22 protein-coding genes and 1 pseudogene are annotated in these 25,702 nt (G+C 36.7%); 18 read left to right on the top strand and 5 right to left on the bottom strand.

What is annotated here, in order from left to right; genetic code table 11:
• The first annotated feature begins 134 nt into the window (after nt 1-134).
• From BK579_RS19400 to BK579_RS19370, 7 genes are all read left to right on the top strand, one after another.
• Complete coding sequence (locus BK579_RS19400; protein WP_078550704.1) at nt 135-1,685, top strand: fatty acid--CoA ligase family protein; 1,551 nt, start codon at nt 135-137, stop codon at nt 1,683-1,685.
• Between the two features lie 902 nt (nt 1,686-2,587).
• Nucleotides 2,588-3,568, top strand: coding sequence for an ABC transporter substrate-binding protein (locus tag BK579_RS19395; RefSeq protein ID WP_078548318.1), 981 nt, complete (start codon nt 2,588-2,590; stop codon nt 3,566-3,568).
• 124 nt (nt 3,569-3,692) lie between these two features.
• The gene (locus tag BK579_RS19390; protein WP_078548316.1) at nt 3,693-4,676 is read left to right on the top strand and encodes an ABC transporter permease; all 984 of its coding nucleotides are present in this window, start codon (nt 3,693-3,695) and stop codon (nt 4,674-4,676) included.
• A 1-nt stretch (nt 4,677) separates the two neighbouring features.
• On the top strand, nt 4,678-5,472 hold the full coding sequence (locus BK579_RS19385; RefSeq protein WP_078548314.1) for an ABC transporter ATP-binding protein: 795 nt from the start codon (nt 4,678-4,680) through the stop codon (nt 5,470-5,472).
• 161 nt (nt 5,473-5,633) lie between these two features.
• Nucleotides 5,634-6,359, top strand: a complete 726-nt coding sequence (locus BK579_RS19380) for an AzlC family ABC transporter permease (protein WP_078548312.1) — start codon at nt 5,634-5,636, stop codon at nt 6,357-6,359.
• Nucleotides 6,349-6,657 carry an AzlD domain-containing protein gene (locus BK579_RS19375; RefSeq protein WP_078548310.1) on the top strand — a complete coding sequence of 103 codons (309 nt, stop codon included), beginning with the start codon at nt 6,349-6,351 and terminating at the stop codon, nt 6,655-6,657. Before BK579_RS19380 ends, BK579_RS19375 begins: the two co-directional genes overlap by 11 nt.
• Nucleotides 6,658-6,877: 220 nt before the next feature.
• The gene (locus BK579_RS19370; protein ID WP_078548308.1) at nt 6,878-7,888 is read left to right on the top strand and encodes a DUF3231 family protein; all 1,011 of its coding nucleotides are present in this window, start codon (nt 6,878-6,880) and stop codon (nt 7,886-7,888) included.
• Nucleotides 7,889-8,592: 704 nt separating this feature from the next.
• On the opposite strand, the gene BK579_RS26785 is transcribed toward BK579_RS19370, so the two are convergent.
• Both BK579_RS26785 and BK579_RS26780 read right to left on the bottom strand, forming a co-directional pair.
• A complete protein-coding gene (locus BK579_RS26785) occupies nt 8,593-9,300 on the bottom strand; it encodes a DUF3231 family protein (RefSeq protein ID WP_268876521.1) in 708 nt (235 codons plus the stop codon).
• Nucleotides 9,301-9,349: 49 nt separating this feature from the next.
• A complete protein-coding gene (locus tag BK579_RS26780; RefSeq protein ID WP_268876520.1) occupies nt 9,350-9,604 on the bottom strand; it encodes a DUF3231 family protein in 255 nt (84 codons plus the stop codon).
• A 193-nt stretch (nt 9,605-9,797) separates the two neighbouring features.
• On the opposite strand from BK579_RS26780, the gene BK579_RS19360 reads away from it, so the two are divergent.
• Together BK579_RS19360 and BK579_RS25315 are read left to right on the top strand one after the other, a co-directional pair.
• Nucleotides 9,798-11,072 (top strand): M48 family metallopeptidase, encoded by a 1,275-nt coding sequence (locus BK579_RS19360; RefSeq protein ID WP_235848475.1) that lies wholly within the window; start codon nt 9,798-9,800, stop codon nt 11,070-11,072.
• Between the two features lie 265 nt (nt 11,073-11,337).
• A pseudogene (locus BK579_RS25315) lies at nt 11,338-11,502 on the top strand (isocitrate lyase); the annotation flags it as partial.
• 74 nt (nt 11,503-11,576) lie between these two features.
• On the opposite strand, the gene BK579_RS19355 reads toward BK579_RS25315, so the two are convergent.
• Nucleotides 11,577-11,780 carry a hypothetical protein gene (locus BK579_RS19355; RefSeq protein WP_078548306.1) on the bottom strand — a complete coding sequence of 68 codons (204 nt, stop codon included), beginning with the start codon at nt 11,778-11,780 and terminating at the stop codon, nt 11,577-11,579.
• Between the two features lie 173 nt (nt 11,781-11,953).
• Nucleotides 11,954-12,190, bottom strand: coding sequence for an IDEAL domain-containing protein (locus BK579_RS19350; RefSeq protein ID WP_078548304.1), 237 nt, complete (start codon nt 12,188-12,190; stop codon nt 11,954-11,956).
• Nucleotides 12,191-12,390: 200 nt separating this feature from the next.
• On the opposite strand from BK579_RS19350, the gene BK579_RS19345 reads away from it, so the two are divergent.
• The 4 genes from BK579_RS19345 (at nt 12,391) to BK579_RS19325 (ending at nt 16,307) form a co-directional block, all read left to right on the top strand.
• Entirely contained in the window at nt 12,391-13,386 is a 996-nt protein-coding gene (locus BK579_RS19345) for a lipoate--protein ligase (protein ID WP_078548302.1), read from the top strand.
• Nucleotides 13,387-14,911: 1,525 nt separating this feature from the next.
• Entirely contained in the window at nt 14,912-15,118 is a 207-nt protein-coding gene (locus BK579_RS19335; protein ID WP_078548298.1) for a hypothetical protein, read from the top strand.
• A gap of 337 nt (nt 15,119-15,455) precedes the next feature.
• Complete coding sequence (locus BK579_RS19330; protein WP_235848474.1) at nt 15,456-16,052, top strand: competence protein ComK; 597 nt, start codon at nt 15,456-15,458, stop codon at nt 16,050-16,052.
• A 123-nt stretch (nt 16,053-16,175) separates the two neighbouring features.
• A complete protein-coding gene (locus BK579_RS19325) occupies nt 16,176-16,307 on the top strand; it encodes a helix-turn-helix domain-containing protein (protein ID WP_078548296.1) in 132 nt (43 codons plus the stop codon).
• 165 nt (nt 16,308-16,472) lie between these two features.
• Here BK579_RS19325 and BK579_RS19320 read toward each other — a convergent pair whose 3' ends face one another.
• A complete protein-coding gene (locus BK579_RS19320; protein ID WP_078548295.1) occupies nt 16,473-16,838 on the bottom strand; it encodes a YhjD family protein in 366 nt (121 codons plus the stop codon).
• A 179-nt stretch (nt 16,839-17,017) separates the two neighbouring features.
• Between BK579_RS19320 and BK579_RS19315 the strand changes: the two genes are divergently transcribed.
• The 5 genes from BK579_RS19315 to BK579_RS19295 all read left to right on the top strand — a co-directional run bounded on the left by BK579_RS19315 (nt 17,018) and on the right by BK579_RS19295 (nt 25,433).
• The gene (locus tag BK579_RS19315) at nt 17,018-19,006 is read left to right on the top strand and encodes an alpha/beta hydrolase family protein (protein WP_078548293.1); all 1,989 of its coding nucleotides are present in this window, start codon (nt 17,018-17,020) and stop codon (nt 19,004-19,006) included.
• A gap of 308 nt (nt 19,007-19,314) precedes the next feature.
• Nucleotides 19,315-19,932: a TVP38/TMEM64 family protein gene (locus BK579_RS19310; protein ID WP_078548291.1), complete on the top strand. Its 618-nt coding sequence runs from the start codon at nt 19,315-19,317 to the stop codon at nt 19,930-19,932.
• A gap of 65 nt (nt 19,933-19,997) precedes the next feature.
• Entirely contained in the window at nt 19,998-20,552 is a 555-nt protein-coding gene (gene lepB / locus BK579_RS19305; RefSeq protein ID WP_078548290.1) for a signal peptidase I, read from the top strand.
• Nucleotides 20,553-20,797: 245 nt separating this feature from the next.
• Nucleotides 20,798-24,040, top strand: coding sequence for an AfsR/SARP family transcriptional regulator (locus BK579_RS19300; RefSeq protein WP_078548288.1), 3,243 nt, complete (start codon nt 20,798-20,800; stop codon nt 24,038-24,040).
• A gap of 172 nt (nt 24,041-24,212) precedes the next feature.
• Nucleotides 24,213-25,433, top strand: a complete 1,221-nt coding sequence (locus BK579_RS19295) for a substrate-binding domain-containing protein (RefSeq protein ID WP_078550698.1) — start codon at nt 24,213-24,215, stop codon at nt 25,431-25,433.
• The last annotated feature ends 269 nt before the right edge of the window (nt 25,434-25,702 follow it).

Below are 25,702 nucleotides of genomic sequence, written 5' to 3'. Positions count from 1 at the left end.
CTTTTTTTCAACATTTGGGTAAGCGGTTTCAAAAAGGGGTTAAGGAACATAGTTAGTATAGGCTTTCTATGTTTTCTTTACATAAAAATTATGAATGAGTGGTCATTCATAATAATTAGGGGAGGGGAATGGGTTTGAATTTATCTTCACAATTAGCAGAAAGCGCAATAAAGTATCAGGAAAAGCCAGCTTATATTTTTAGTGATTATACTACTTCATATGCCGAGCTAGATGCAGCAGTTTCAAAATTTGCTAGTGGTTTGAGTCAAATGGGAATTTCAAAAGGTGATCATGTAGCATTATTGCTTCGCAATTCACCTCATTTTATCATTGGTTTATACGGTGCGCTTAGAGTTGGGGCAACGGTTATCCCGATTAATCCAATTTATACTCCTGATGAGATAGGTTATATCATCAATAATGGCGATGTGAAAGCTGTTATTGCACTTGATTTGCTTGTCCCACTCCTAGAAAAAATGGAAAGCCATCTTTCCATGGTTGAACATATTATTGCTTGTGAAACACCTAAAGGGGCAGAAGCATCACTAGATGTAACAAGGTTATCAATTTATCCTAAGTTGAAATCATTTGCAAGAGTAGTTGAACAAGGTGCGCTTAATTTTGAGGGCCCTGAACTTCAGGAAGACGATGTCGCAGTTATCTTATATACCTCAGGAACAACCGGTAAACCTAAGGGCGCGATGCTTACACATAAAAATCTGTATAGCAATGCGAACGATACTGCAAAGTATTTGAAAATAACCGACGCTGATCGTGTAATAACGACGCTTCCGATGTTTCATGTGTTTTGTTTAACGGTGGCTTTAAACGCACCACTTATGAATGGAGCTACACTACTTATCATTCCACAATTCAGCCCTGCCGAAGTATTTAGGGTTACAAAGGAATATGGTGGAACTGTGTTTGCTGGGGTACCAACAATGTATAACTTCCTGTTACAGTACCCAGAAGGAAATCCAGAGGACTTGAATAGCTTTCGATTATGCGTATCTGGTGGTGCTTCAATGCCGGTAGCGCTTCTAAATAATTTTGAGAAGAAATTCCGTGTTCGTATATCTGAAGGCTATGGTCTATCAGAAGCTTCGCCAGTGACATGTTTTAATCCGTTAAATAGACCAAGAAAACCTGGATCGATAGGTACGAGTATTAATAATGTTGAAAATAAAATAGTCGACCCGTTAGGTGTAGAAGTTCCTACTGGAGAAGTAGGAGAATTAATTGTTCGAGGTCCAAATGTCATGAAGGGGTATTATAAGATGCCAGAGGAAACAGAGCACACCATCAAAAATGGTTGGCTTTATACTGGAGACTTAGCGAAACAGGACGAAGAAGGGTATTTCTATATTGTTGATCGTAAAAAGGATATGATTATTGTTGGAGGATACAATGTATACCCTCGCGAGGTGGAAGAGGTATTCTATAATCATCCTGGAGTAGTGGAGGCAGCAGTTGTTGGGGTTCCTGATCCAAACCTAGGTGAAGCTGTAAGTAGCTATGTTGTTGCTAACGATCAAAGTCTGACAGAGGAAATCTTACTTAATTATTGTCAGGAACACCTAGCGAAATATAAAGTACCTAGTTCAATCACATTTTTAGAGGAATTACCAAAAAACACAACTGGAAAAATCCTTCGTCGTGCACTTAAAAATCAATTGAATGTGTAAAATTCAAACACCTACATCTCAAATGAGATGTAGGTGTTTTTTTAAAAGATTGGAAGGTATAAAATCTTGTGTTACCAGTTGTAAGGTAGATATTGTAACAGCTGTTCTGTTGAGAAAAGTGAATAGTAGAGTAGACTACTACTCACAGAAGATGTTTTCCAAGTTAATCATAGACATGTAATTTTTGGATGACATGATGTCTTCTTCCTACACCGACATCTTTCAAAAAATATTAATGGATGAGACTGTAGGAATCATGTAGATTTTTTAAAAGCATTTTTATTCATCTTGTTGATTTTTCGCGTTTTTATAGGAACTTATAGACGGAGAAATTCCGGTTAATGTATTTAGTAGGGGCATAAGAAGCACTATAAGCGGAGATATTCCGGTTAACTTCTCTAATATAGGACTAAATCTAAAGATTAGGTTCATATAAGCGGAAAAACTCCTGTTACTTTAAGGGAAATGTTGTTATTTCCCAATTTAAGCGGAATTTTCCCGTTTAAATTCAACCGCAGTGAAATCAATATCATCGGACACAGCCAATTATAAAGAAAGCAAAAGTAACTCCTAGAGTAATAGCTGGTCTACATACCTTTTGGTCTAGATACTACCACTCCATCTATGTTTTCGTGTAAGTAGTGTGGTGGAGAAATTTACCCCCTGTATGATAAAGGAGTAAAAGGCGAAGAGTACAAATTATCGGATTTTTACTAATTAAAAAAGGAACGGGATTTGCCCGGTATTTCTTAAATTTTTTATATTTTAGAAGATTTAACAGTCGAAGGAAGTAAGTATTAAAATCTTAAAAATAAAAATAACTCTTGAAGTCTGCTAAATTCTCTGTATAATTTACTACATAAAAGCATAAAAGCGTAAAAGTGCGTATAGGGGGAAATAGAATGAAAAATAAAAAATGGAAATCGTTAGTCGTAGGCTCAATAGCAAGTGCTCTTTTGTTAGCTGGTTGTGGAAATAGTGGGGGAGACGAAGATACATATAAAGTAGGCGTCACTCAGATTGTTGAACATCCGGCACTAGACGCGGCAGTTGATGGATTTCAAAAGGCATTGGAAGATAAAGGATTAAAGGTAGAGTACGATGTTCAAATTGCACAAGGAGATCCTAATAATAACCAATCGATTGCCACTAATTTTGTTGGAGACAATGTCGATCTTATTTTTGCTAACTCAACTCCAAGTGCACTAAGTGCATTAAATGCAACAAGCGAAATTCCAATCGTATTTACATCTGTTACAGATCCTGTTGGAGCTGCTCTTGTAGAAGCAATGGATAAGCCGGGTCCTAATATTACTGGAACAACTGATACTCATCCAGATGCGATTCCAAACACAGTAAAATTTATTACAGATAACTTTCCAGAAGCAAAAAAGCTAGGGATGGTCTATAATTCCGGTGAGCAAAATTCGGTTGCCCAAGTGGAGTTAGTTGAAAAAGCTTTAGAGGGAACTGGAATTACGACTGAATTGGTTTCTGTCTCAACGTCTGCAGAGGTAAAACAAGCAACCGAATCTTTAATTGGAAAAGCGGATGTATTTTATATCATTACTGATAATACAGTTGTTTCTGCACTTGAGTCTGTTATTCAGGTAGCTAATGATGAAGATATTCCTTTATTTGTCGGTGAATTAGATTCTGTTGCTCGTGGTGGTTTTGCAGCATATGGATTTGACTACTTTGATATCGGTTATGAAGCAGGAGAAATGGCTGCACAAATTCTTCTTGGTGAAAAGGAAGCAACTGAATTACCTGTTCAATATCCACAAAATCTGAAGCTTCAAATTAATAAACAAGCGGCTGAGGAAATGGGGATAACTCTAAAATCTGAATGGGATGACATTGCTGAATATGTAAACGAATGATGATAATTGCTTGACTCAGTTGGGTCTGACCACACTATATTCATAGAAACTATGATGAAGTGGGTCTGACCCTTCATTCATTTATACTATTTTAGAAATTTGACAATAGAAAGGGTCGAAAAGGATGCCAGTAGCAATTTTTGGATCGGTAGAAGCTGGAATTATTTATGCCATAATGGCGTTGGGTGTATATCTATCTTTTCGTATTTTAGATTTTCCAGACTTAACGGTAGACGGCAGTTTTGTTACAGGGGCTGCTGTTTCAGCGGTGTTAATAATTAATGGAGTAAACCCATTTCTTGCAACTCTAGCCTCCTTAGTAGCTGGTTTCATCGCAGGTTGTATGACAGGAATCTTGCACACTAAAGGAAAAATCAATGCACTTTTATCAGGGATTTTAATGATGATTGCATTATATTCTATTAATCTTAGAATTATGGGGAGATCTAATATCCCCCTTTTACAAGAATCAACTGTGATTACAAAGTTAACTGAATTCTGGAAAGGCCTAGGAATAGATGATACTATGAACGGGCTTTTAGGTTTCACGCCTAAGACATGGGGCATTATATTCTTTATGTTAATTTTAACCATTGCTATTAAATTAATTATGGATCGTTTTTTGAAAACAGAGGTAGGGTTAGCAATAAGAGCAACAGGTGACAACCAAACTATGATACGAAGTTTTTCAGCTAATACAGACCATTTAACTATTCTTGGGTTAGGTATCTCTAATGCGTTAGTCGCATTTGCTGGGGGATTAATTGCCCAATATAATGGCTTTAGTGATATTGGAATGGGCATTGGAATGATTATTATCGGCTTAGCTTCTGTTATTATTGGTGAAGCAGTCTTTGGTAAAAAGACGATTGCGCGTACAACTTTAGCAGTTATTGGTGGAGCAATTATATATCGTATTGTTGTCACAATTGCTCTACGTGTTCGTTTTCTTGAAACAAGTGATGTAAAGTTGATAACGGCATTAATTGTTATTGCTGCATTAGTATTACCAAAGGCAATTGATCGGCAAAAGGACAAGAAGCGAAAAAGCCTGAGGCTGAAAGCAAGGGCGTCTGGAGATCTTGTCATTGGTAAGGGGGGGAAATAAGATGCTGGAATTGAATCAAGTATTTAAGGTGTTTAACGAGGGTACCATGGATGAGAAGATTGCTTTGAATCACCTTTCTCTTTCCTTAAAGCCTGGTGACTTTGTGACAGTAATAGGAAGTAATGGAGCAGGAAAATCGACTGTTATGAATACAATTGCTGGGAGAATTATTCCGGATATTGGTCATGTCATCATTGATGGGAAAGATGTTACTTCATTACCTGAATATAAACGAGCAAGGTTAGTCGGACGAGTATTTCAGGATCCGATGGCTGGAACTGCACCAACAATGACGATTGAGGAAAATTTGGCAATTGCTTATTCTCGAACGAAAGCTAGAACCCTTCGATTAGGTGTTACAAAGAAACGGAAAGAGTTTTTCAAGGGGCAATTAGAAACATTACATCTTGGCTTGGAAAATCGACTTAACGCAAAGGTAGGGCTATTGTCAGGTGGAGAAAGACAGGCGTTATCTTTACTTATGGCCACATTTACAGAACCCAATATTTTATTATTGGATGAACATACAGCAGCTCTTGACCCATCACGTGCTGAGTTAATTACGAATTTAACCAAGGACATTGTTGAAAATCATCGATTAACAACACTAATGGTTACCCATAATATGCAACAAGCATTAGATTTAGGTAACAGATTAATCATGATGGATAAGGGTCAGATTATTTTTGAGGCAAATGAGGAAGAAAAGCAAAAGCTAACGATTGAACAATTATTAACTGAATTCCAAAGAATCCGCGGTGAAAAAATGACAAATGATCGCGCCATTTTAGGATGATAAATTTAAGATCGATCGGAGAGTAGTGAAATGCTACTGCCAGGTCGATCTTTTTTCATTCAAAAATATATATTCTTTCAAATAAATAATATAGTTTACAATGGGGATGAAAGTCTTTACAATCTTAAAAGAATTATATAGAGATAAAAGGGGAAAGAAGTATGTCAACAACTTTAATTTTAAAGAAACCTTCTGAATTTCGTCAAGGAATCCAGGCTGGGGTAGCAATCGCGCTAGGATACATGCCTATTGCACTTACATTTGGCCTTTTAGCAAAATCAACAGGCCTCACTGTTATGGAAACAGTATTAATGAGTTTGGTTGTTTTTGCAGGTGCGTCTCAGTATATAGCACTGAGTTTAATTGCCGTAGGGACAGGAGTGTTTGAAATTATCTTAGCAACATTTATTTTAAATATCCGTCATTTTTTAATGAGTGCTAGTTTAAATGAGAAGGTAGAGAACGAACATCCATTTAAAAAGGCTTTATATTCGTTTGGTATTACTGATGAAACTTTCTCGGTTTCAGCTATTAAGGAAGGAACAGTAACTACTGGCTATTTGTTTGGAGTAATCTCAGTTTCTTATGCAAGTTGGGTTGTCTTTTCAGGAGTAGGTCATATCATTGGGGCAAGCTTGCCATCAACGCTTCAAGAAGCTATGTCCGTTGCCTTATATGCTATGTTTGTTGGGCTACTTGTGCCATCTATGAAGAAGCATAAAAAGGTGATTATTTTAGCAGCACTTGCAGCTATTTTAAATTCGTTACTTGCTCAATTGATATCAATTGGTTGGGCAATAGTATGCTCTACATTGGTTTCAGCAATTGTAGTTGAGTTCTTTAGTGGGAAATTGGAAAGAAGGGAAGGAGAGCATCATGAACAGTAATATTATCTGGATGATTATCGGTATGGGAATCGTCACATACATTCCGAGGATGCTTCCTTTTGTTGCACTAAGTGGGATTAAGCTACCTTCCTTTTTACAAGGTGTTTTAAAGAATGTACCGTACGCTACATTAGGTGCACTCATTATACCAGGGATTTTTACCATTAATGAAGATGTGTGGTTTGGTATTATTGGAGCAACCGTAGCGTTTGCTGTAGCCTATTTGGGAGTGAATGTGATTATTGTGGTATTAAGTGCGATTGTTGCTTTGAGTGCTTATTCATTTCTATTTGTTTAAAAACCGTTAAAGATTAGAAATTAAATCATTTAAAAAAATGTCGATGAACATTTAAAGGTAACCGAAACAGTTTTATTAAAACACCATATTGGTGTTTTTTATTTCTGAATTTAATTGAAAGGCAATGTATAATATATTAAAAATAACAAAAATTAAAGAGAAATGATTATATTTGCTTTAACATTTTATGTATGCATGACAAATGATTGGAGAGAAGCTAATGGATGTTCAAAGCCATAATGTTAGGTTGACGGCTCCAGAATTATCAGCCCTCTGGACTCAATATCAAAGCGATAGTATGTCCATTTGTATTCTTTCACATGCTTTGGAGCATTCAAAAGATAAAGAGGTATCAGCAATACTTGAATATGCAATAGGTTTATCTGAATCACATTTAGCTAAGATTAAAGAAATGCTAACAAATGAAAGCTATCCACTTCCTAAAGGATTTTCCAAAGAAGATGTGAATATGAACGCTCCTCCTTTGTTCTCTGATACGTTTATGCTTCAATATCTTTATACGATGGCACTACATGGTATGAACGGTTATTCGTTATCAGTTGGTACCTCTGTACGAGCTGATCAAAGAAAATACTTTACTAAATGTAGTGCAGAAACAATGGAATTGTACGATCGCATTTTAGATGTAATGTTGCAAAAAGGAATTTTTAGTAGGCCACCCTTCATTAATGCACCACACGATGTAGACTTTGTTAATAAGCAAAGTTACTTAACAGGTTGGTTTGGTAAAAGAAGACCATTAAATGGAATAGAGATAGGAAATGTATATTATAACGCACAAAAAACAATAGTTAAAATTGATTTGGAAATTGGCTTTGCTCAGGTTGCTGGCTCAAAAGAGCTCCGAGAATATTTCCAAAGAGGTGCAAAGATTTGTACGAAGCATATCGAAATTTTCGGCTCGATTTTATCTGAAGACAATCTTCCTGCCCCTAGAAAGTGGACATCTGAGATATCAGATTCAATCGTGTCACCCTACTCTGATAAGCTAATGCTCTTTCATATATTATCTCTTATTTCAGTATCAGTGGGATATTACGGGAGTGCCTTGTCAGTTTGTCAAAGACGTGATTTAATGGTGCAATATACGCGTCTAATGGCCGAAATAGGTTTATATGCTGAGGATGGAACAAACATACTTATTAAAAATGGCTGGATGGAACAACCGCCTACGGCCGATGATAGAAATGCATTGTCTAGGAAAAAATAATTCAATGAAGTGTTTCCTCTTGGGGGAGGCACTTTTTGTCTTTAAGTATTTGAAGACCTGGATAGCCCCAGTATTTTTTGGATAGACGCCGATGCTACTTTAATTTCTCACCATGAAGTACGAAAAATGTCTTCGATAGTGTGGATCGCAGCTCATGGAACTCTCCATCCATAGGTATTTTCAGGGTAGACATCCATGCTAAATATGTATTTCGCACCATGGAGAATGAAAATAGGTACTTACTAAGTGTGGAATGAGCGGAGAGCCACTTGACTCCTGCGGGATCCAGTGGTCTCGTGAGACCCCGCAGGAGCTGAGCCCCTGGCGACGAGGAGGCTCACGGACCACCCCGCGGAAAGCAAGTGGATCGCAGCTCATGGAACTCCACAACCAAAGTTATTTTCAGGGTAGACTTCTATGCTAATTAAAATTAGCACCATGTAGGATGAAAAATTATACTTAGCTTAGTGTCTAGCTTCAGGCGCTATCGGCTCTCAGGTCTAAGTCAAGCCGGCAAGAAGTTTAAAAAGCAACCTTCTAGCCGTCTTGTCTTATGCCTGTCGCCGATGAACGAGCGCCTTCCGCATTTCTTTTTTCAGGGTAGACATCTATGCTAACAAAAATAGAAACTTGTATTTACAGTATAGTATCGGTGAAAAAAGTATAAAAAAAATCAGGCTATCGTAAATCCCGACGCCTGCTACTTATTTTAGCTTATTGATTTCATCCCGGTCAGCCGCATGTGGCGGTCTTTCCAACCACCCATTTTCTATATTAATATTTATTCCATCTTCAGCAAATTGTAATACCTCTCCGGATAATCGAATGTAATCTGCAGCAACATCTCTTCTTTTACTTAAAGAGATGGCAACTCCATAATTTCCAACACCTGCAGAGCTTAATAAGCCAATTTGGAACATCATCAATTTCTCAGAAAAAGGAGAGGTTGTTATGTTTTCTACTTCATGATCCCAGGTCATAGGGACAGGAAGGTCTTCTCGACTTAAATGCTTAGCAAAGATGTCAATATGCTTGCTTGAAATTTCGTTGCCACGGTTCATATATTTACTTATTTTCGGTGATTTTGACACTTGTCCAAACCCTAGAGTAATGGCTTTGCCTAGTGAGTTTGTTTGGATATTTGCAAATAAATGCATAATTTCCGTACCAGTTAAAGGTCTTTGTTCACCCAACCACCCTGCTAAAAAGCTTTGTTTTTCAATAAAATCGACTTTAGTATGATATGGAATATATGGAGGCCTAATTTCCAAGCCTTTTGACAATAAAAGTGATGTAGTTTCATTATATAGTTCCGTAGTAGATGCCAGACAACTAGAATAAAACTCTCGAATATCCTTCCGAGCAATATTAGGTAATACTGCTCCATACGTTGCTAGGCCACCTTTGGTCATGTTTTTTAGATAAGATAAAAACATCGGATCCTGAAATAATGGTGGGGCGCTAGGGTGGGTCTACATCTTCGTGAGTAAATCCGATCGGCACAGGAATTCCTTCTTCTTGAAATATATCCCTAATGATTTCAACATGCTGTCTAGAAACATTTATTGCATGCTGGAGGATTGGTTTAATTTCTAAATCTTTGACCTTTTCAAGAAAATATCTTAATACACATATTGACATACTGTCATTTACGTAAGTTGCCCAGAGACTTGAAAGCTCAGCTGATGTTAAGCGAATATTATGTTCTTTGTCCATAGTTTGACCTACCTTTTTAACTTATTACTGGGTATGTGGTCCAATTTCTTAATAAATATAAATAAAGTTTATGTGTGGAGTTAATGATCGTTTGAGGGGGCTATAATAGTACTTTGAGGGAAAAGGGAGTTCTAAGTGGCCCATATTTTTATTAGACTAGATATTAGGGATTGTACAAGAGGAGGGACAAAGCTTGAAAAAAGTAATTGGATCAGCAATCGTTATTTATGCAGTCTATGTTTTAGCAATGTTCTGGTATTTATTTTATGGAGCAGATACTCAAATTCCAGTTGTACTTCAAGGGACGGCTGCAGACCCAACAACGTTCTTAAATGACAGAGAATTAATGCTTAGTGAACAATATTCAAAAATACGGAATCTTCTATTCTTCATCAATTTGCCTTTTGATTGGTTACTCTATTTCTTAATTTTAGTATTAGGTGTTTCCGTGAAATTTGGATCATGGTCTAAAGCAGTTTCAAAATTTTCAATCGTACAAACTGCTATTTATTTATTCTATCTTACATTGGTAGTGGAAGTTTTGTCTTATCCATTAAGATGGATTTCTTATACACTATCAAAAAACTATGAAATTACTACACAGTCTTATTCAAGTTGGATGAAGGATGTTGTGATTGGATTTTGGGTTGATTATGCAATGATGTTCATCATTGTTACTGTCTTGTTTATGCTAATTAGAAGAACCGGTAAACGTTGGTGGTTTTATGCGTGGGTATGTTCTGTACCGTTTTCATTGTTTTTAATGTTCTTGCAACCAGTCGTTATTGATCCCCTTTATAATGATTTTTATCCTTTGAAAGATAAGGAGCTTGAGCAAAAAATCTTATCTTTAGCAGCACAAGCTGATATACCAGCTGAGCATGTTTATGAAGTCAATATGGCAGAAAAAACGAATGCCTTAAACGCCTATGTAACAGGAATTGGCTCTAATTCTAGAATTGTATTATGGGATACCACATTAAATCGACTAAATGATGAGGAAATTTTATACATTATGGCACACGAAATGGCTCATTATGTCATGAAACATATTTACATAGGAATTGCAGGGTATCTATTATTAACACTAGTTGGTTTATTTATCATCAGTAGATTAATTGACGGAATTCTCAACAGGTGGGGACACTTACTGAAGGTTGAGTCAGTTCGGGAAATCACCGTCTTACCTTTATTACTTTTACTAATATCTGTTCTTACCTTTGTTGCCTCTCCTGTTGAAAATGCGGTTTCTAGATATCAGGAACGAGCCGCAGATGAATATGCGATTGAATTAACACACGAGAAGGAACCTGCTATACGTACGTTTCAAGAGTTAACACGAGCAGGTTTAAGCCAAGTTAATCCACCATATTTAGTAAAATTATTCAGATATGGTCATCCAACTATGCTTGAACGGATTTCGTATTTAGAATCATATGAACCTTTGGAAAAAGACAATAGTAATTAAGAGTACATATTTCTATGGCTTCAGTACGAGGTTAAGCATAGGAAAAGATTTATGTCTAAGCGTTGATTCTCATGGGAATCAACGCTATTTTTATTAGACTTACTAAAGTGATAAGCGGAAAAAAACACTAATTCGGGTCTAATCTAGATAAAGAAGAGCAACGGACAGGTTCCACCCCAGTGGGAGCAACTGCTGTCTGAACCTTTGAACCTTATAGACTTCTAATTATAACAATGTGGAAGGGGATTAAAAACATGGAGACACACAAGCTGAATTTGCGAGTGAAAAATATGGTTATACAGCAACAAGACATCAACGAGAAGTGGGTACAGGATATTTTGATGAGGTTGCGCAGGTCATCACTGGTGGGACATCATCCACAACAGCATTGAAAGGGTCAACTGAAGAAGAGCAATTCACGAACGTTTAAATTGAAAAGAGGTTCCCACGTTTTAGCCGGTGGAAACCTCTTTTAGTTCTGGAATGGTACTCCCTCCAATGTAATTAATAAATTTGTTCATCTTTTATTTCATTACGTTTGATTGTTGTATAAACTCTACCACTAACCATCCAAAATCCAATACCTAGGGCTAATAGTAAATAAACAATATCTTTAGGTAATTTAAGATCGATTAAAAATATAGTCGCAAAAGCAGTAGTAGATAGACCAATTAAAAATAAAATTACTGGTAGTTTTTTTAGATTCATAACAGCTCTCCTTTGATAGATGTGAGTCACAAAATCATTCTGCCCCTTTATAAATAAAGTGTGGTTGAGTGTGATGAGGATGATCAAAGTTTCTTACATTCGATGTATCAAGAGGGAAATGAAAAGTTAAGAAAAGCCAAACAGAATTTGTTTGGCTGTGGTTTTTAATTTTTCTAAGATGCAAATGTTAACAATTGCTTATATTCAAGTGCTAATTTACAAAACAACGAACGGTCCCCTGAATCGATTGCCGCATTAATTTTTTCTTCCAGCAAATTCTTTTTTCTTTTAAAGATTGCCTCATCAATAATCATTTGGATGTAAATATCGAGGATGGATGGTTCTATATCTTTCTTTTTCATTCTACCGCGTGCCTTCATAATTTCGGTGTACGATTTTTCATTTTTCAAGAAAGATCACCTCTATTCCAGTTTTATTGACAAACCATTTACCATTAAAACAACAGAATTTTGTGACTTTTTAGAAACTTGATTTTGAAGGGAGTACTTAAATAATATGCAGTAGGTTTTGGTTTGATGCTTTAAGATTAAGAAAAAAATGCTAAAATGGACTTGGTATTTCAATAATGATAAAAAAAGGGAGATAAAACATGCTTTTTATTGATAATAACGGAATTACAGATCCAAGGCTGAATCTTGCTATTGAAGAGTTTGCTGTAAAAAATCTAGATATTAATGAAACCTATCTCTTGTTCTACATTAATGAACCCTCAATTATCATTGGGAAAAACCAAAACACGATAGAGGAAATTAATACTTCATATGTCGAAGAAAACGGTATTCATGTTGTTCGAAGACTATCAGGTGGTGGTGCCGTATATCATAATCTTGGGAATCTCAATTTTAGTTTTATTACAAAAGATGATGGTGAAAGCTTTCATAATTTTAGAAAATTCACAGAGCCTGTTGTAAATGCACTAAAGGCAATTGGTGTTAATGCTGAGTTAAGCGGTCGAAATGACCTTTTAGTGGAAGGTAGAAAGATTTCAGGAAATGCTCAATTTTCAACAAAAGGCAGAATGTTTAGTCATGGGACATTAATGTTTTCGTCAGAAATTGAACATGTGGTAGCAGCACTAAATGTTAAAAAAGAAAAAATTGAATCCAAGGGTATTAAATCGATTCGTAGTCGAGTAGCTAATATAAGTGAGTTTTTAGAAGAAAATATGACAATTGATCAATTTAAACATTTACTGCTTCAATATATTTATAATGAAGATGAACTAACTAATATTCAAAAATATGAGTTAACAGATTCTGATTGGGAAAAGATTAATGAAATTTCAAAGAATCATTATCAAAACTGGGAATGGAATTACGGAAAATCACCTACGTTTAATCTTCAACAATCACATCGTTTTCCAGGTGGTCATATAGATATACGACTCCAGGTACAGAAGGGAATAATTGAAAACTGTAAAATATATGGTGATTTTTTTGGTGTAGGAAACGTATCCGATATAGAGCAATTATTGATAGGTACACGATACCAAAAACAAGAAATTGAGGACAAACTGGGGACTATTTCAGTAAGTCATTATTTTGGTAATGTAACGAAAGAGGAGTTAGTTGGACTTATTTACTAAAGGTTATTTAGTTTTGTAATATACATCTACCCTGAAAAAAGAAATGCGGAAGGCGCTCGTTCATCGGCGACAGGCATAAGACAAGACGGCTAGAAGGTTGCTCTTTAACCTTCTAGGGGTGGATTAACTTAGACCTAAAGAGCCGATAGCGCCTGGAGCTAGACACTAAGCTAAGTATAATTTTTCATACTCCATGGTGCTAATTTTAATTAGCATGGGTGTCTACCCTTTTGCGATCCACTTGCTTTCCGCGGGGTGGTCCGTGAGCCTCCTCGTCGCCAGGAGCGGGCTCCTGTGGGGTCTCACGAGACCACTGGATCCCGCAGGAGTCAAGTGGCTCTCCGCTCATTCCACACTTAGTAAGTACCTATTTTCATACTCCATGGTGCGAAATACATATTTAGCATAAATGTCTACCCTGAAAAAAGAAATGCTGAAGGCGCTCGTTCATCGGCGACAGGCATAAGACGAGCCGGCTAGAAGGTTGCTTTTTAACCTTCTTGCCGGATTGACTTATGACCCCGAGCCGATAGCGCCTGAAGCTAGACACTAAGCTAAGTATAATTTTTCATACTCCATGGTGCTAATTTTAATTAGCATAGATGTCTACCCTGAAAATACCTAGGTTGGCGAGTTCCATTCCCTTACTAATGCCCAAAGTCTAAGAAAGGGAGTGAACGGAGTTGTTTGATTCCATTTCTCATGCCCAAAGCGCAACAAAGGGAATGAAAAGAGTTGTTTGATTCCATTTCTCATGCCCAAAGCCCAACAAAGGGAATGAAAAGCGTTGTTTCATCCCCTTTCTCATGACCAAAGCCCAACAAAGGGAATGAAAAGAGTTGTTTGATTCCCTTTCTCATGCCCGAAGCCCAACAAAGGGAATGAAAAGAGTTGTTTGATTCCCTTTCTCATGCCCAAAGCCCAACAAAGGGAATGAAAAGCATTGTTTGATTCCCTTTCTCATGCCCAGAGCCTATGAAAGGGAATGAATGATATTCGAGACCGAAAGATCAGTAGTTGTCTAGTTGCTCTCCCCTCCTCACTGAGTGAACAAAACATTTTCATTCTCCATAGTGCGAATATTAAATTTGCATGGGTGTCTACCCTGAAAATAACTTTGGTTATGGAGTTCCATGAGCTGCGATCCACTTGCTTTCCGCGGGGTGGTCCGTGAGCCTCCTCGTCGCCAGGGGCTCAGCTTCTGCGGGGTCTCACGAGACCACTGGATCCCGCAGGAGTCAAGTGGCTCTCCGCTCATTCCACACTGAGGAGGAAACACTTTTTCATACCCCATGGTGCTAATTTTAATTAGCATGGGTGTCTACCCTGAAAATACATAGGTGTAGATAACATTCGCTGCAGTTCAATCGCGGGAGACCATGGGCGTTCGTGGGAATCAAAGGCGTTCCCTTCCACTCTGCACATTCCATTTATTTAATTCGAAACAAAACTTTCAAAAAAACCAACTTTCCAGTTGTATCATTTAAACTTTGTTTACCCATGCTAGTAATGGAGGTGTTATAAAATGAGAAAAGATCCAGAAGTTAATGATATTCCTCAATCTACTCCGCTCAATCCTATGGTTGGTATGTCGACAGATCTTGACACAAACAATCCATTTGAATCGGAATCTACCTATGCTGGAGATTCTGTTGATGAGCATGTGACGCTTGAACAAGCAAATTCATACTTGGCTGAAAAAGATATCAAACAAGTTTATGACAATCAATAATTTATGCGCTAACCCACGATTAACACTTTTACATAATGTAAACATGTTAATCTTTCAAAGGGTTAGCTTTTTTAAATTAATTTCACTCTCTGAAGTTCGAAAACTTAGTATCTATAAGGGTGAGGGAATGGAAATATAAAATGGAATTTTGAACTTTTATATACTCGAAACAATCTTCGACAAAACATTATGAAAGCTTTGTGAAAATATGGATATTTTTGTCTTCTGGTGGTACTATTTGTAATTAAATGGAGGTTTTTTTAGTGAAGATTCGAAAGAACTTTTGGACTTCCCAAACTAATTTTAAAAATCATCTAATATTGAAGGAGTGAAAAATATGGAAAATAATCAAACGATGGAAATGAAAAGATGTGTAGAGGATTATGAGGTGAATCCTTACACAATGGCCATTGTTCCGTTACAAAGTGGTCGGAAAATCTATTCAATTGTGCTTGAAAAAGATGAGGAGATTATTGTGAAGATGAAACCTCTTGATATAGTAGACCGAAGCTGCAGATATTTCGGAAGTAGCTATAAAGGTAGGAAAGAGGGAACTCGGGAGCTAATGGGAATCACCCATAAACCGCCTATTATTGTAGAGCCTTCACACCAGATTTTCCTCTTTCCAACTGTTTCACCCACAAGTGCTGATTGTACTTGGCTATCACACTCTCATATTTATAGTCATTCCACTGCTGGTAACGGCACAACCAAGATTACCTTCCAGAATAAAAAATCGATGCATGTAAACATATCTAAAGGATCATTTGAAAATCAGTTTTTTCAAACTGCACAGCTTAGAACAATTATCACAAGTCGAATGGAGAATAAAGATTCAAACAAGGATTCTCGAAAGACTAATGGAGAAGAAGTCATCTTTGAATATTTGTTTGATGAAAAAAAGTATAGAATTGATGAGAAAACGCTGTTTTAAGACGTAATTATAGCGAGAAGTCCCCTTCAAAATCTTCAGGGATGAATCGCTTTTTTTGTCGGGAACGTACGTTTGTTTAATTTCCATAATTCGGTATAATCTATCTTAAGGAGGTGCGATGATATGTTGTTGAATTATAAGTATGAAATATTTCCAACCGAAGAACAAGCTAAAACATTAGATAAATGGATCTCTATTTGTCGAATGCACTATAACTCTGCGCTCCTTGATAAACAACGTCTTTATAAATCCTAATCACATAACTGTAGGTCGAGGTCCGCCCGAACAGTATAATCTAAGCCTGTGGAGATTATGTAAGTCCTTCCTTAGAAGAGGAAGGCAACAGTCTTAGAAGCAGGAAATGTCCTTTCGTTTTTTGAAGGGATGCTCCATCAAAATCTTTGATTTAGTTGGAGAGGTTCACTTGTCTGTTAAGGGATTTGTTAAATAGATTTCAAGTAACCTAGATACCTCACTTCGGATTCGGGGGTTGAAATAATTATGTTTTTCTTCCCACCCATCTAAAATAAATAAAAATAGTGTAAATGCCTCATCTCTTTCAAGTTGCACTGATTTCATTTTATTTTCCTTCATCTTTTGTTTAATTAAAAATAAGTCCTTCTGAACTCTGTTCATGGTTTCATCAATCAAATGAATATAAGGTTTTTTTAATTTAAAACCTGCAGTATTGAATATCTCTAAGTCACGATTTAAAATGGTTAAAACCATTGGCAAAAATATTGATTGTTCAAAAAGATTTCGATTTTCTTCAGAGATTCTCGTCATCTTCATCCCTCCTTTGTAGAACATGTGTTTGTATTTATAATAAAATAATTTAAAAAAAGATGCAATTAGTTTATAATATGAACAAGAGAAATTATTTCTAGTACCGAAATAATCATTATTAATATCAATACATACATCAATTTATTATTTTTTACTACTTATAAAAGGAAGGGATCTAATTGACGCAAATAAGAGGAATTCTTGCTGAAGATTTATATGAATTAAAATCTGTTGGTTCGGTTGAGATGTCTCCGAATGGTGACCGTTATGCATTTGTAGAGACAAAAATCAATAAAGACAAGCATGATTATATATCACATATTTTTATAGGTGATATTGAAAGTGGTCAAGTGACACAATGGACATTTGGTGATGTAAGGGATACATCCCCAAAATGGTCCCCTGATGGTAAGAACCTTGCGTTTGTGTCCAACCGCTCTGGGAAGTCACAAATTTACTTATTAAATGCTGATGGTGGAGAAGCCCAACAGTTAACAAACTGTAAACATGGTGCAAGAAACCTTGTTTGGTCTCCAAATAGCGATAGCATTTTGTTTGCGACTTCATTAGCCCTAAATGAAAAAGTTACAGATGAAGTTGAAACGAACAAGGAAGAAAAGAAACTACCTGAGCCGATGGTTGTTGAGCAAATTAGATATAAATCGGATGCGGTAGGCTTTTTAGATGATAAAAGTCAACATTTAGCTATGATTGATATTTCAACAAAAGAACTTACACAATTAACTGAGGGTGAAAGAGATTATACACCTGGTAGTTGGTCACCAGACGGCAAACAAATAACATTTACTGCTGATTTAACAGATGAGCCGGATTATAATCTAGTAACTGACGTGTTTGTTTTTTCGCTAGTAGATAAAAATATGAAAAAGCTTACTAATAGCAATGGATTCTATGGAAATCCAACATGGTCGCCTGATGGTAAACACATCGCAATGATTGGACATCAAAAAGAGTTTGATAGTGCAACACTATCAAGAATATGGATGTACAATATAGAAAATTCTGGTCTAACTTGCTTAACTTCTGAGTGGGATGTTCAAATTGGTGATGTAGCTATTGGTGATTTCCATTCTGGAAATAGTAATCCAGGTATTGTATGGACTGAAGATAGCATAGGGTTTTATTTCGTTATGAGTGACCGAGGAAACACCGGGATCTATTATGGATCATTGGCAGGTGAAATGTATCCATCCCTTCTTGAAGATCAACATATCTATAGCTTCTCTGTTGATCCGAAAAATCATAAAGCGGTTGTTGCGATTAGTACACCAACACACCCAGGAGACTTACATTTTATTGATTTGAGCACTGGAGAAATTAAGCAACTCACAAATAGTAATGATGCTTTTCTTGCTAATATTGAATTATCACTAGCAGAGTCATTTACATTTAAGGCTCCAGATGGATGGGATTTACATGGATGGGTAATGAAACCGTTTGGATTTAAAGAAGGCGAAAAATATCCTACAATCGTTGAAGTACATGGTGGTCCCCATGCAATGTATGCCAATAGCTATTTTCATGAGTTCCAAATGCTAACAGCAAAAGGATTTGTTGTTATTTTTACAAATCCGCGTGGTAGCCATGGTTATGGTCAACATTTTGTAGATGCAGTTCGCGGTGATTATGGTGGCAAGGATTATCTTGACGTGATGGCTGCTGCTGAGTATTCTGAAGAGAACTTTGACTTTGTCGATTCTGCTAGACTTGGAGTAACAGGGGGAAGTTATGGTGGATTTATGACAAACTGGATTGTTGGTCATACTAATAAATTTAAGGCTGCTGTAACTCAACGCTCAATTTCAAACTGGTTGAGTTTCTACGGTGTAAGTGATATTGGTTACTATTTCTCAGAATGGGAAGTTAAAGGTGATTTGGTGAACGATACTGAGAAGCTTTGGAATCATTCACCACTAAAATATGTTGCTAATATTGAAACACCTTTACTTATTCTACATGGTGAAAAAGATTATCGATGCCCAATTGAACAAGCGGAGCAACTCTTTATAGCATTAAAGAAGCAAAAGAAAACGACGAAATTTGTTCGTTTTCCGGGAGCTAACCATGAACTTTCAAGAAGTGGAAACCCTAAACTGAGAGTAGACAGACTAAACCATATCAAAGAGTGGTTTGTGGAGTATTTATAATTTAAATTTGTTGCCTGGGTCAACTAGATTTTTATCTATAGTTGCCCAGGCATTTTTAGTATAAGTATTAAAGATTTGTAAAAAAAGGGGTTAGTTTAGCCACTAATTATTAAAAAGATAAAATTTCATCAAACAATCTTCCTTCATTTTTTAAAAATTAGGCTAAAAGGTGTACAATATTAGTAAATGTGGTAAAAGCTATAAATAACTAGAAAAAAAGTCGCTAACTATACTCTGAGGTGTGTAGCATTTCTACTCAAGAAGAATAATGTTGGCGCTCACAGTTTATCGTATTGAGGAGATTGTACATGGAGTTTGAAACATTTAAGGAATTTTTTTCACTTGAAAATATTCAAAACCTATTAAGTCAATATCGCTCCTTTGGCCCCTTACCAGGAGTGCTTCTACCGATGTTAGAAGCTTTTTTACCAGTCCTCCCTTTATTTGTGTTTATTATGGCCAATGCTGCAGCTTTTGGACTTTGGGGTGGGTTCGTTTACTCATGGTTGGGGACATGTGGTGGTGCTCTTATTGTCTTTTTTTTAGTAAGAAAATATGGTCAAAAGCGTTTATTTTTGTTTATTAGCCGACATAAACGGATAAAAAAATTACTCGATTGGATTGAACGACATGGTTTTGGTCCATTATTTTTAATCCTTTGCTTTCCATTTACTCCTTCGTCAGCCATTAATGTAGTGGCAGGCCTTTCCAAAATTAAGACGAGTCAGTTCGTGTTGGCGGTGCTGTGTGGGAAATTAGTGATGGTTTTTATGGTAAGTTATATTGGATATGATGTACGAGCTCTTTTTCAGCAACCAGTTCGGACAGCCATTACTGGTGTGATTATTGTCATCCTTTGGTTTGTAGGGAAGCAGCTTGAGAAGAGGTTAACACAGGGTCTCTCCAAGAAAGTGAAGAGTAAATAAGAATATGTTGGCATGACTCTTATTTATTGTTAGAATATTTTTATAATGGTTTGGGGGACTAAAGTATGACTGAAAACGCCACAAAAAAGAAAAAAAGTCTTCTATTTATAGCATTTATAGGAATTCTGACAGTGGTTTTTCTTCGTGCTTATGTGTTTACGAACTATGAGGTTGAAGGTGAATCAATGATGCCAACCCTTCAAGATGGGAATTTTTTGCTTGTGAATAAGCTAGAGGCGCGTATCGGTGGACTTGAGCGGTTTGATATAATCGTTTTTAAGGGACAAAGCGATAATTATGTAAAAAGAATTATTGGTGTCCCAGGCGATGTTTTAGAATATAGAGATGACACTTTGTATATTAATGGAGTACAAATGGATGAACCCTTCTTAAAGCCATATAAACAAAGGTTAATAGGTGGCAATCTAACTGGAGATTTCACGCTTGTGGAAATTACTGGGCAACAAACTGTGCCAAATAATGCATTATTTGTTCTTGGTGATAATCGGTTAGGAAGCTGGGATAGTCGTCATTTTGGTTTGGTTGATTTGGATCAAGTTGTGGGCAAAGTGAGTGTCCGTTATTGGCCGGCTGGGCAATGGGTGGTTGATTTTTACTAGATGTTGTAGGGACTCGAGTTAATTCGAGTTCTTTTTTGTGATTAATATGATAGAATAGTAACAAAATTGTCACAAATTTATGTGCTACGGAAAAAGTATATAGAATGAATTTAGACACAAAAAAAATTATGAATCGCTGCAAATGAATGTATAAAATATCGTTAAATAGTCTTGTAGGATATTCTCGAAGGGCAGAAAAGAGTTATGTCATAAATTAAATATTTGTTAAAAAGGGTGTGATTTAAATGAGTGATCATTTAAGCATCGTAAAGACTAAAATCTCCCCACCAGATGTAAAAGAAAATGTCGTAAGACGAAGGTTGATATCTAAGAAAATGAAAGCGGTTACTGAATACCCGTTATCTATCATACATTCAGGGCCAGGCTATGGGAAAACAACAGCGATGGCATCTTATATTCATGATTCCGAAGCGCCCTTTTGTTGGTATAGTGTTGATGTGACAGATGATGAAATAATTCCTTTTTTAACTTATATGATTTATTCTGTCCGTTCACAACATGACAGTTTCGGAGCGGAAATACTGTCTTATCTAAGCACCATGGAACGTTTTATTCGCGCGGAAGAAATTCGGACATTATGTTCTTTATTTATAAACAGTGTGGTAGAGATTGCAGAGGATATAACATTAATTATTGATGATTATCATTTTGTACAAAACTCTCGAATCATAGATGAGTGGCTTCAATACTTTATTCAGCATATCCCTGAGAATCTTCATTTTGTCATTATAAGTCGGAATAAACCAACTTGGGACTTTTTACTATCATATAAGGTAAAAGGAAGTTTGCTAGAAATAATGCAAGAAGATTTGCAGTTTACGCCAGAAGAGATCGAAGTGCTTATAAGTGAAACGTATGGATATGAAGTTACTCAAGAGGACCTTCAGTCGATTTATCATCTAACAGAGGGCTGGGTTATTGCTATTGGCATGATTACAGGACAATTGGTGTCAGATGGGAACATTAGTAACATAGTCAAAAATGAATCACAATCATTGGATGAGTTATTCGGGTTTCTAGCCCTTGAGGTTTTTTTAAAACAACCGATTATCATTCAGCAATTTCTTGAAAACACCTGTATTTTTAAAGAACTTTCTGGCACGTTATGTGATGAGGTGCTTGGAATTAGGGGTTCCTCAGAGATTTTAAAGGATTTATCTACAAAAAATGTGTTCCTTCTATCACTAGGAAATGGTCGTTATCGCTATCATGCATTGTTCAGGGATTTCTTGATTGACCGTTTAGTATCAACAAATGAGAAGCAATATAACGACCTTAACTTAAGAAGCTCTGATTACTTTAAAAGTTTGAATGACTATAGTCTAGCTATCTATCATCTTGAAACCATTGGAGAGTATAAAAGACTTGCTGCAATTCTACATCATTATGGTCCAACCATGATTGAAAATGGTCAGTTAGAGAGTTTACTAGAAAAGATTAGTAAGATACCAGATGATTTAAAGGATTTTTACTATAAGCTTTGGATCTACTATGGTGAAATTATGAGATATCGTTGTACATACACACAAGCCGAAAGATGTTATCAAAAAGCTTATGAAAGAGCTAGGCAGGCCGATGACCCAATTGGTGAGAGTCAGGCACTTGAAGGGCAAGCGCGAATTTATTTAGACACCATTCAACCAGGAAAAGCAGAGCGAATATTACAACATGCAATAAATGTGTTAGAAAAAACTAAAGAATCATCAGAAATTGATAAATCAAGATTGTACAATTTAATGGCTGAAAATCTTGTGAATGCTGGGCAAGCAAAGAAAGCATATCGATGGTATGAAAAAGGAAAGTATTTATCAGGTGTTAAGCTAGATGGAAACCTGGAAGCACGATTGTATTTAAGAACTGGTAGATTAGTAGAAGCGAGAAAAATTTTAATGCAAAATAAACTGAACGAACAAAAACATTCGTCTACTGTGCATTTACAGCAATCTCATAGAGAAACAGTATTGCTTCTTTCTTTGATTGAATCCTTTATGGGAAATGGATATATTGCAAAAGAGCTTGCAGATGAAGGGATTAAGCAAGGGTTGAAATATAAAGCACCATTTGTTGAAGCCTGTGGTTGGATTCGAATGGGGCATGCGGTACAACTGATTGATAAATATGATTTAATGCTAGCAAAGCAATGTTATGAGACAGCACTTGAGATTATGGACACAATTAACGTTTCACGAGGAAAAGCAGAGCCTTTAATGGGCATATGCTTACTGTTAGCAAATAGAGATGCATATGAGCAAGCCATTGAGTACGGGGAGAAAGCACTGCTAGAAACAGAAAAAGTAAAAGATGCTTGGTTATCAGCGCTCATTTTATTAGGAATGGGAAGAGCCTCTGTTTATAATAAGCAACCGATAAAAGCTGAAGAATATCTGCGAAAATGTATCACATTATTTTCTGAGTGTGGCGATCAATTTGGCTTACTTATGTCAGAGCTATGGCTAGCCTTTCTATATTATGAAGAAAAAAAATCGGTAGAATTTATTGAAGCAATTACTTCATTTCTTAAGAATCTACAGGTTGGTGAATATGAATTTATTTTATCGAGAAAATCCACTTTTGGACCCCTAGACCCTAAAAATATTGTGCCATTGTTATTAGCTGCTCAGAAAGAAGGAATTCAAAAACAATACATAACACAACTTTTATATGAGCTTGGAGTTTTGAACATCACACAACATCCTGGCTACACACTTAAAATCCAGACTCTCGGAAAATTTCAGGTTTGGATTGGCCAAAAAAGAATTGAAGAAACGGATTGGCAACGGGGGAAGGCAAAGGAACTACTGCAGCTCTTTATCACTAGAAGACATAGCTTAATCTTAAAAACTGAGATACATTCATTGCTATGGCCAGAACATGACGAAAAGGCAGCAACAAGAGATTTTAAGGTTGCTCTTAATGCTTTAAATAATGCATTAGAACCCCACCGCCAGGCTCGTGGGACTCCATTTTTTATCCAAAGAGTCGGTTCGGCGTATGGATTGAATCCAGATGCTGGTTATGCTTTGGATATTATTCAATTCGAAAATTGGATTCAAAGTGGTTTAGAGGAAAAAGAAACAGATAAAGTAATTTTGTGTTTGGAGCGAGGTTTAGAACTATATGAAGGAGACCTATTACCAGAGAAACGTTATGAAGATTGGTGTTTAAATGAACGAGAGCGATTGCAAGTCTTATTTCTAAGAGGAGCTGAAAAGCTAGCACAATGTTATGTTCAAGTACAACAATATCAAAAAGCGATGAATTGGTGTGAACAGATTCTAATAAGGGATAAAACCTGGGAAGAAGCTTATCGGCTGTTAATGTACTGCTATTACCAAAGTAACAACCGACCACAAGCAATGAAATGGTATCGAAAATGTTGCGATATTTTAGAGAAAGAATTAGGGGTTGAACCGATGGAGCCTACAAAACAGATGTTTGAAATGATCGTAGGGTTGAACGTATATTAGGCGCCATGTTTATCATAGTCAAAATTTTCGAATCCAACATTTCTTTTTGTAACTCATTTGTAACCACTCCTCAGTACGATTATGGCAGTGATTGACCATGCACCAGAATAAGAATCTTAAGGGGGAAGAAAGAGTGGAAAAGAAATTTTTACTGCGATCATTATTTCTATGTATGTTAGCTGCCTTTTTAGTACTTGCAGGATGTAATTCTGATTCAGCAACAAAAGATACTGAAGAAACACCAAGTAATACTGATGGTGAAGCTGTAGAAGAGCCAGCAGAAGAAAAGGAACCAATTAAAATAGGCGTCCTTGCTTCATTAAGTGGTGGTTTAGAGGCATATGGGAAACAAACTGTAAACGGTTTCGAATTAGGTTTGGAGTATGCAACTGATGGAACCATGGAAGTAAATGGACAAAAGATTGAGTTCTTTATTGAGGATACAGAAACAAAACCAGATGTAGCGATTCAAAAGGCTACTAAACTTCTTGAAGAAGATGAAGTTGATTTCTTAGTCGGATCTTCTAGTTCTGGCGATACGTTAGCAGTTCTTCCTTTAGCAGAAGAATATGAAAAGGTAATGATTGTAGAACCAGCAGTAGCAGATAGTATCACAGGAGCAGACTGGAACAAGTATGTTTTTCGGACAGCACGAAATTCTTCACAGGATGCGGTTGCAGGAGCTGCTGCAATTGCTAAAGAGGGTGTGAAAATTGCAACACTTGCACCAGACTATGCATTTGGTCGTGATGGAGTGGCAGCCTTTAAAGAAGCAGCCGAGAACCTAGGAGCAGAAGTTATTCATGAAGAGTATGCTGATCCAGCTGCAACAGATTTTACATCTAATATTCAAAAGATTATTGATGCAGAACCTGATTACCTATTTGTGGTCTGGGCTGGAGCAAACTCTCCTTGGAATCAAATTGCAGATATGAAGGTTCAAGATAAAGGTATTAAGATTTCTACAGGTGCACCGGATATTGCTGCCCTTTCAACAATGGAGCCATTAATTGGGATGGAAGGATTCACAGTATACTACCACGACTTACCACAAAATCCAATCAATGATTGGCTTGTTGAACAACATAAGGCAAAGCATGATGGAGAAGTTCCTGACTTATTTACCCCAGGTGGAATGAGTGCAGCCATTGCCATAGTTGAAGCGATTAAAAAGACCGGTGGAAACACGGACGGAGATACTTTAATTGCTGCAATGGAAGGAATGAGCTTTGATACACCTAAAGGAACTATGACATTCCGTCCAGAAGATCACCAAGCTCTTCAAGCGCTATATGCGATTCGATTAGAAAAGGTGGAAGGTGTTGACCATCCTGTACCAGTATTAGTTCGTGAACTAACACCTGAAGAAACAGCTCCGCCAATTAGAAATTAATAGCAATTTACAAAATTATTCATAAGTAAGCAGATTGTGCCTAAAACCACTAATAGCGATACATCTTGTCGACTTACAGTCCGTTCGATCAGATATTGTAGAAGTGGATTTAGGCACTTTTTTGGGTAGACTTCGATGCTATAATATTCGAATCATAGAGAATGAAAACGCTTTTAATTAAAAGGTGTGGAATGAGCGGAGAGGCATGCCACTCCTGCGGGATATACGGTGTAGGGGAGACCACAGGAGCTTGCGACGAGGAGGCTCGC

Origin of the sequence: Litchfieldia alkalitelluris (assembly GCF_002019645.1) — a bacterium.
GTDB classification, from domain to species: Bacteria; Bacillota; Bacilli; order Bacillales; family Bacillaceae_L; genus Litchfieldia; species Litchfieldia alkalitelluris.
The sequence above is the reverse complement of the archived record's forward strand: the minus strand, read 5'-3'. Positions and strand labels throughout refer to the sequence as shown.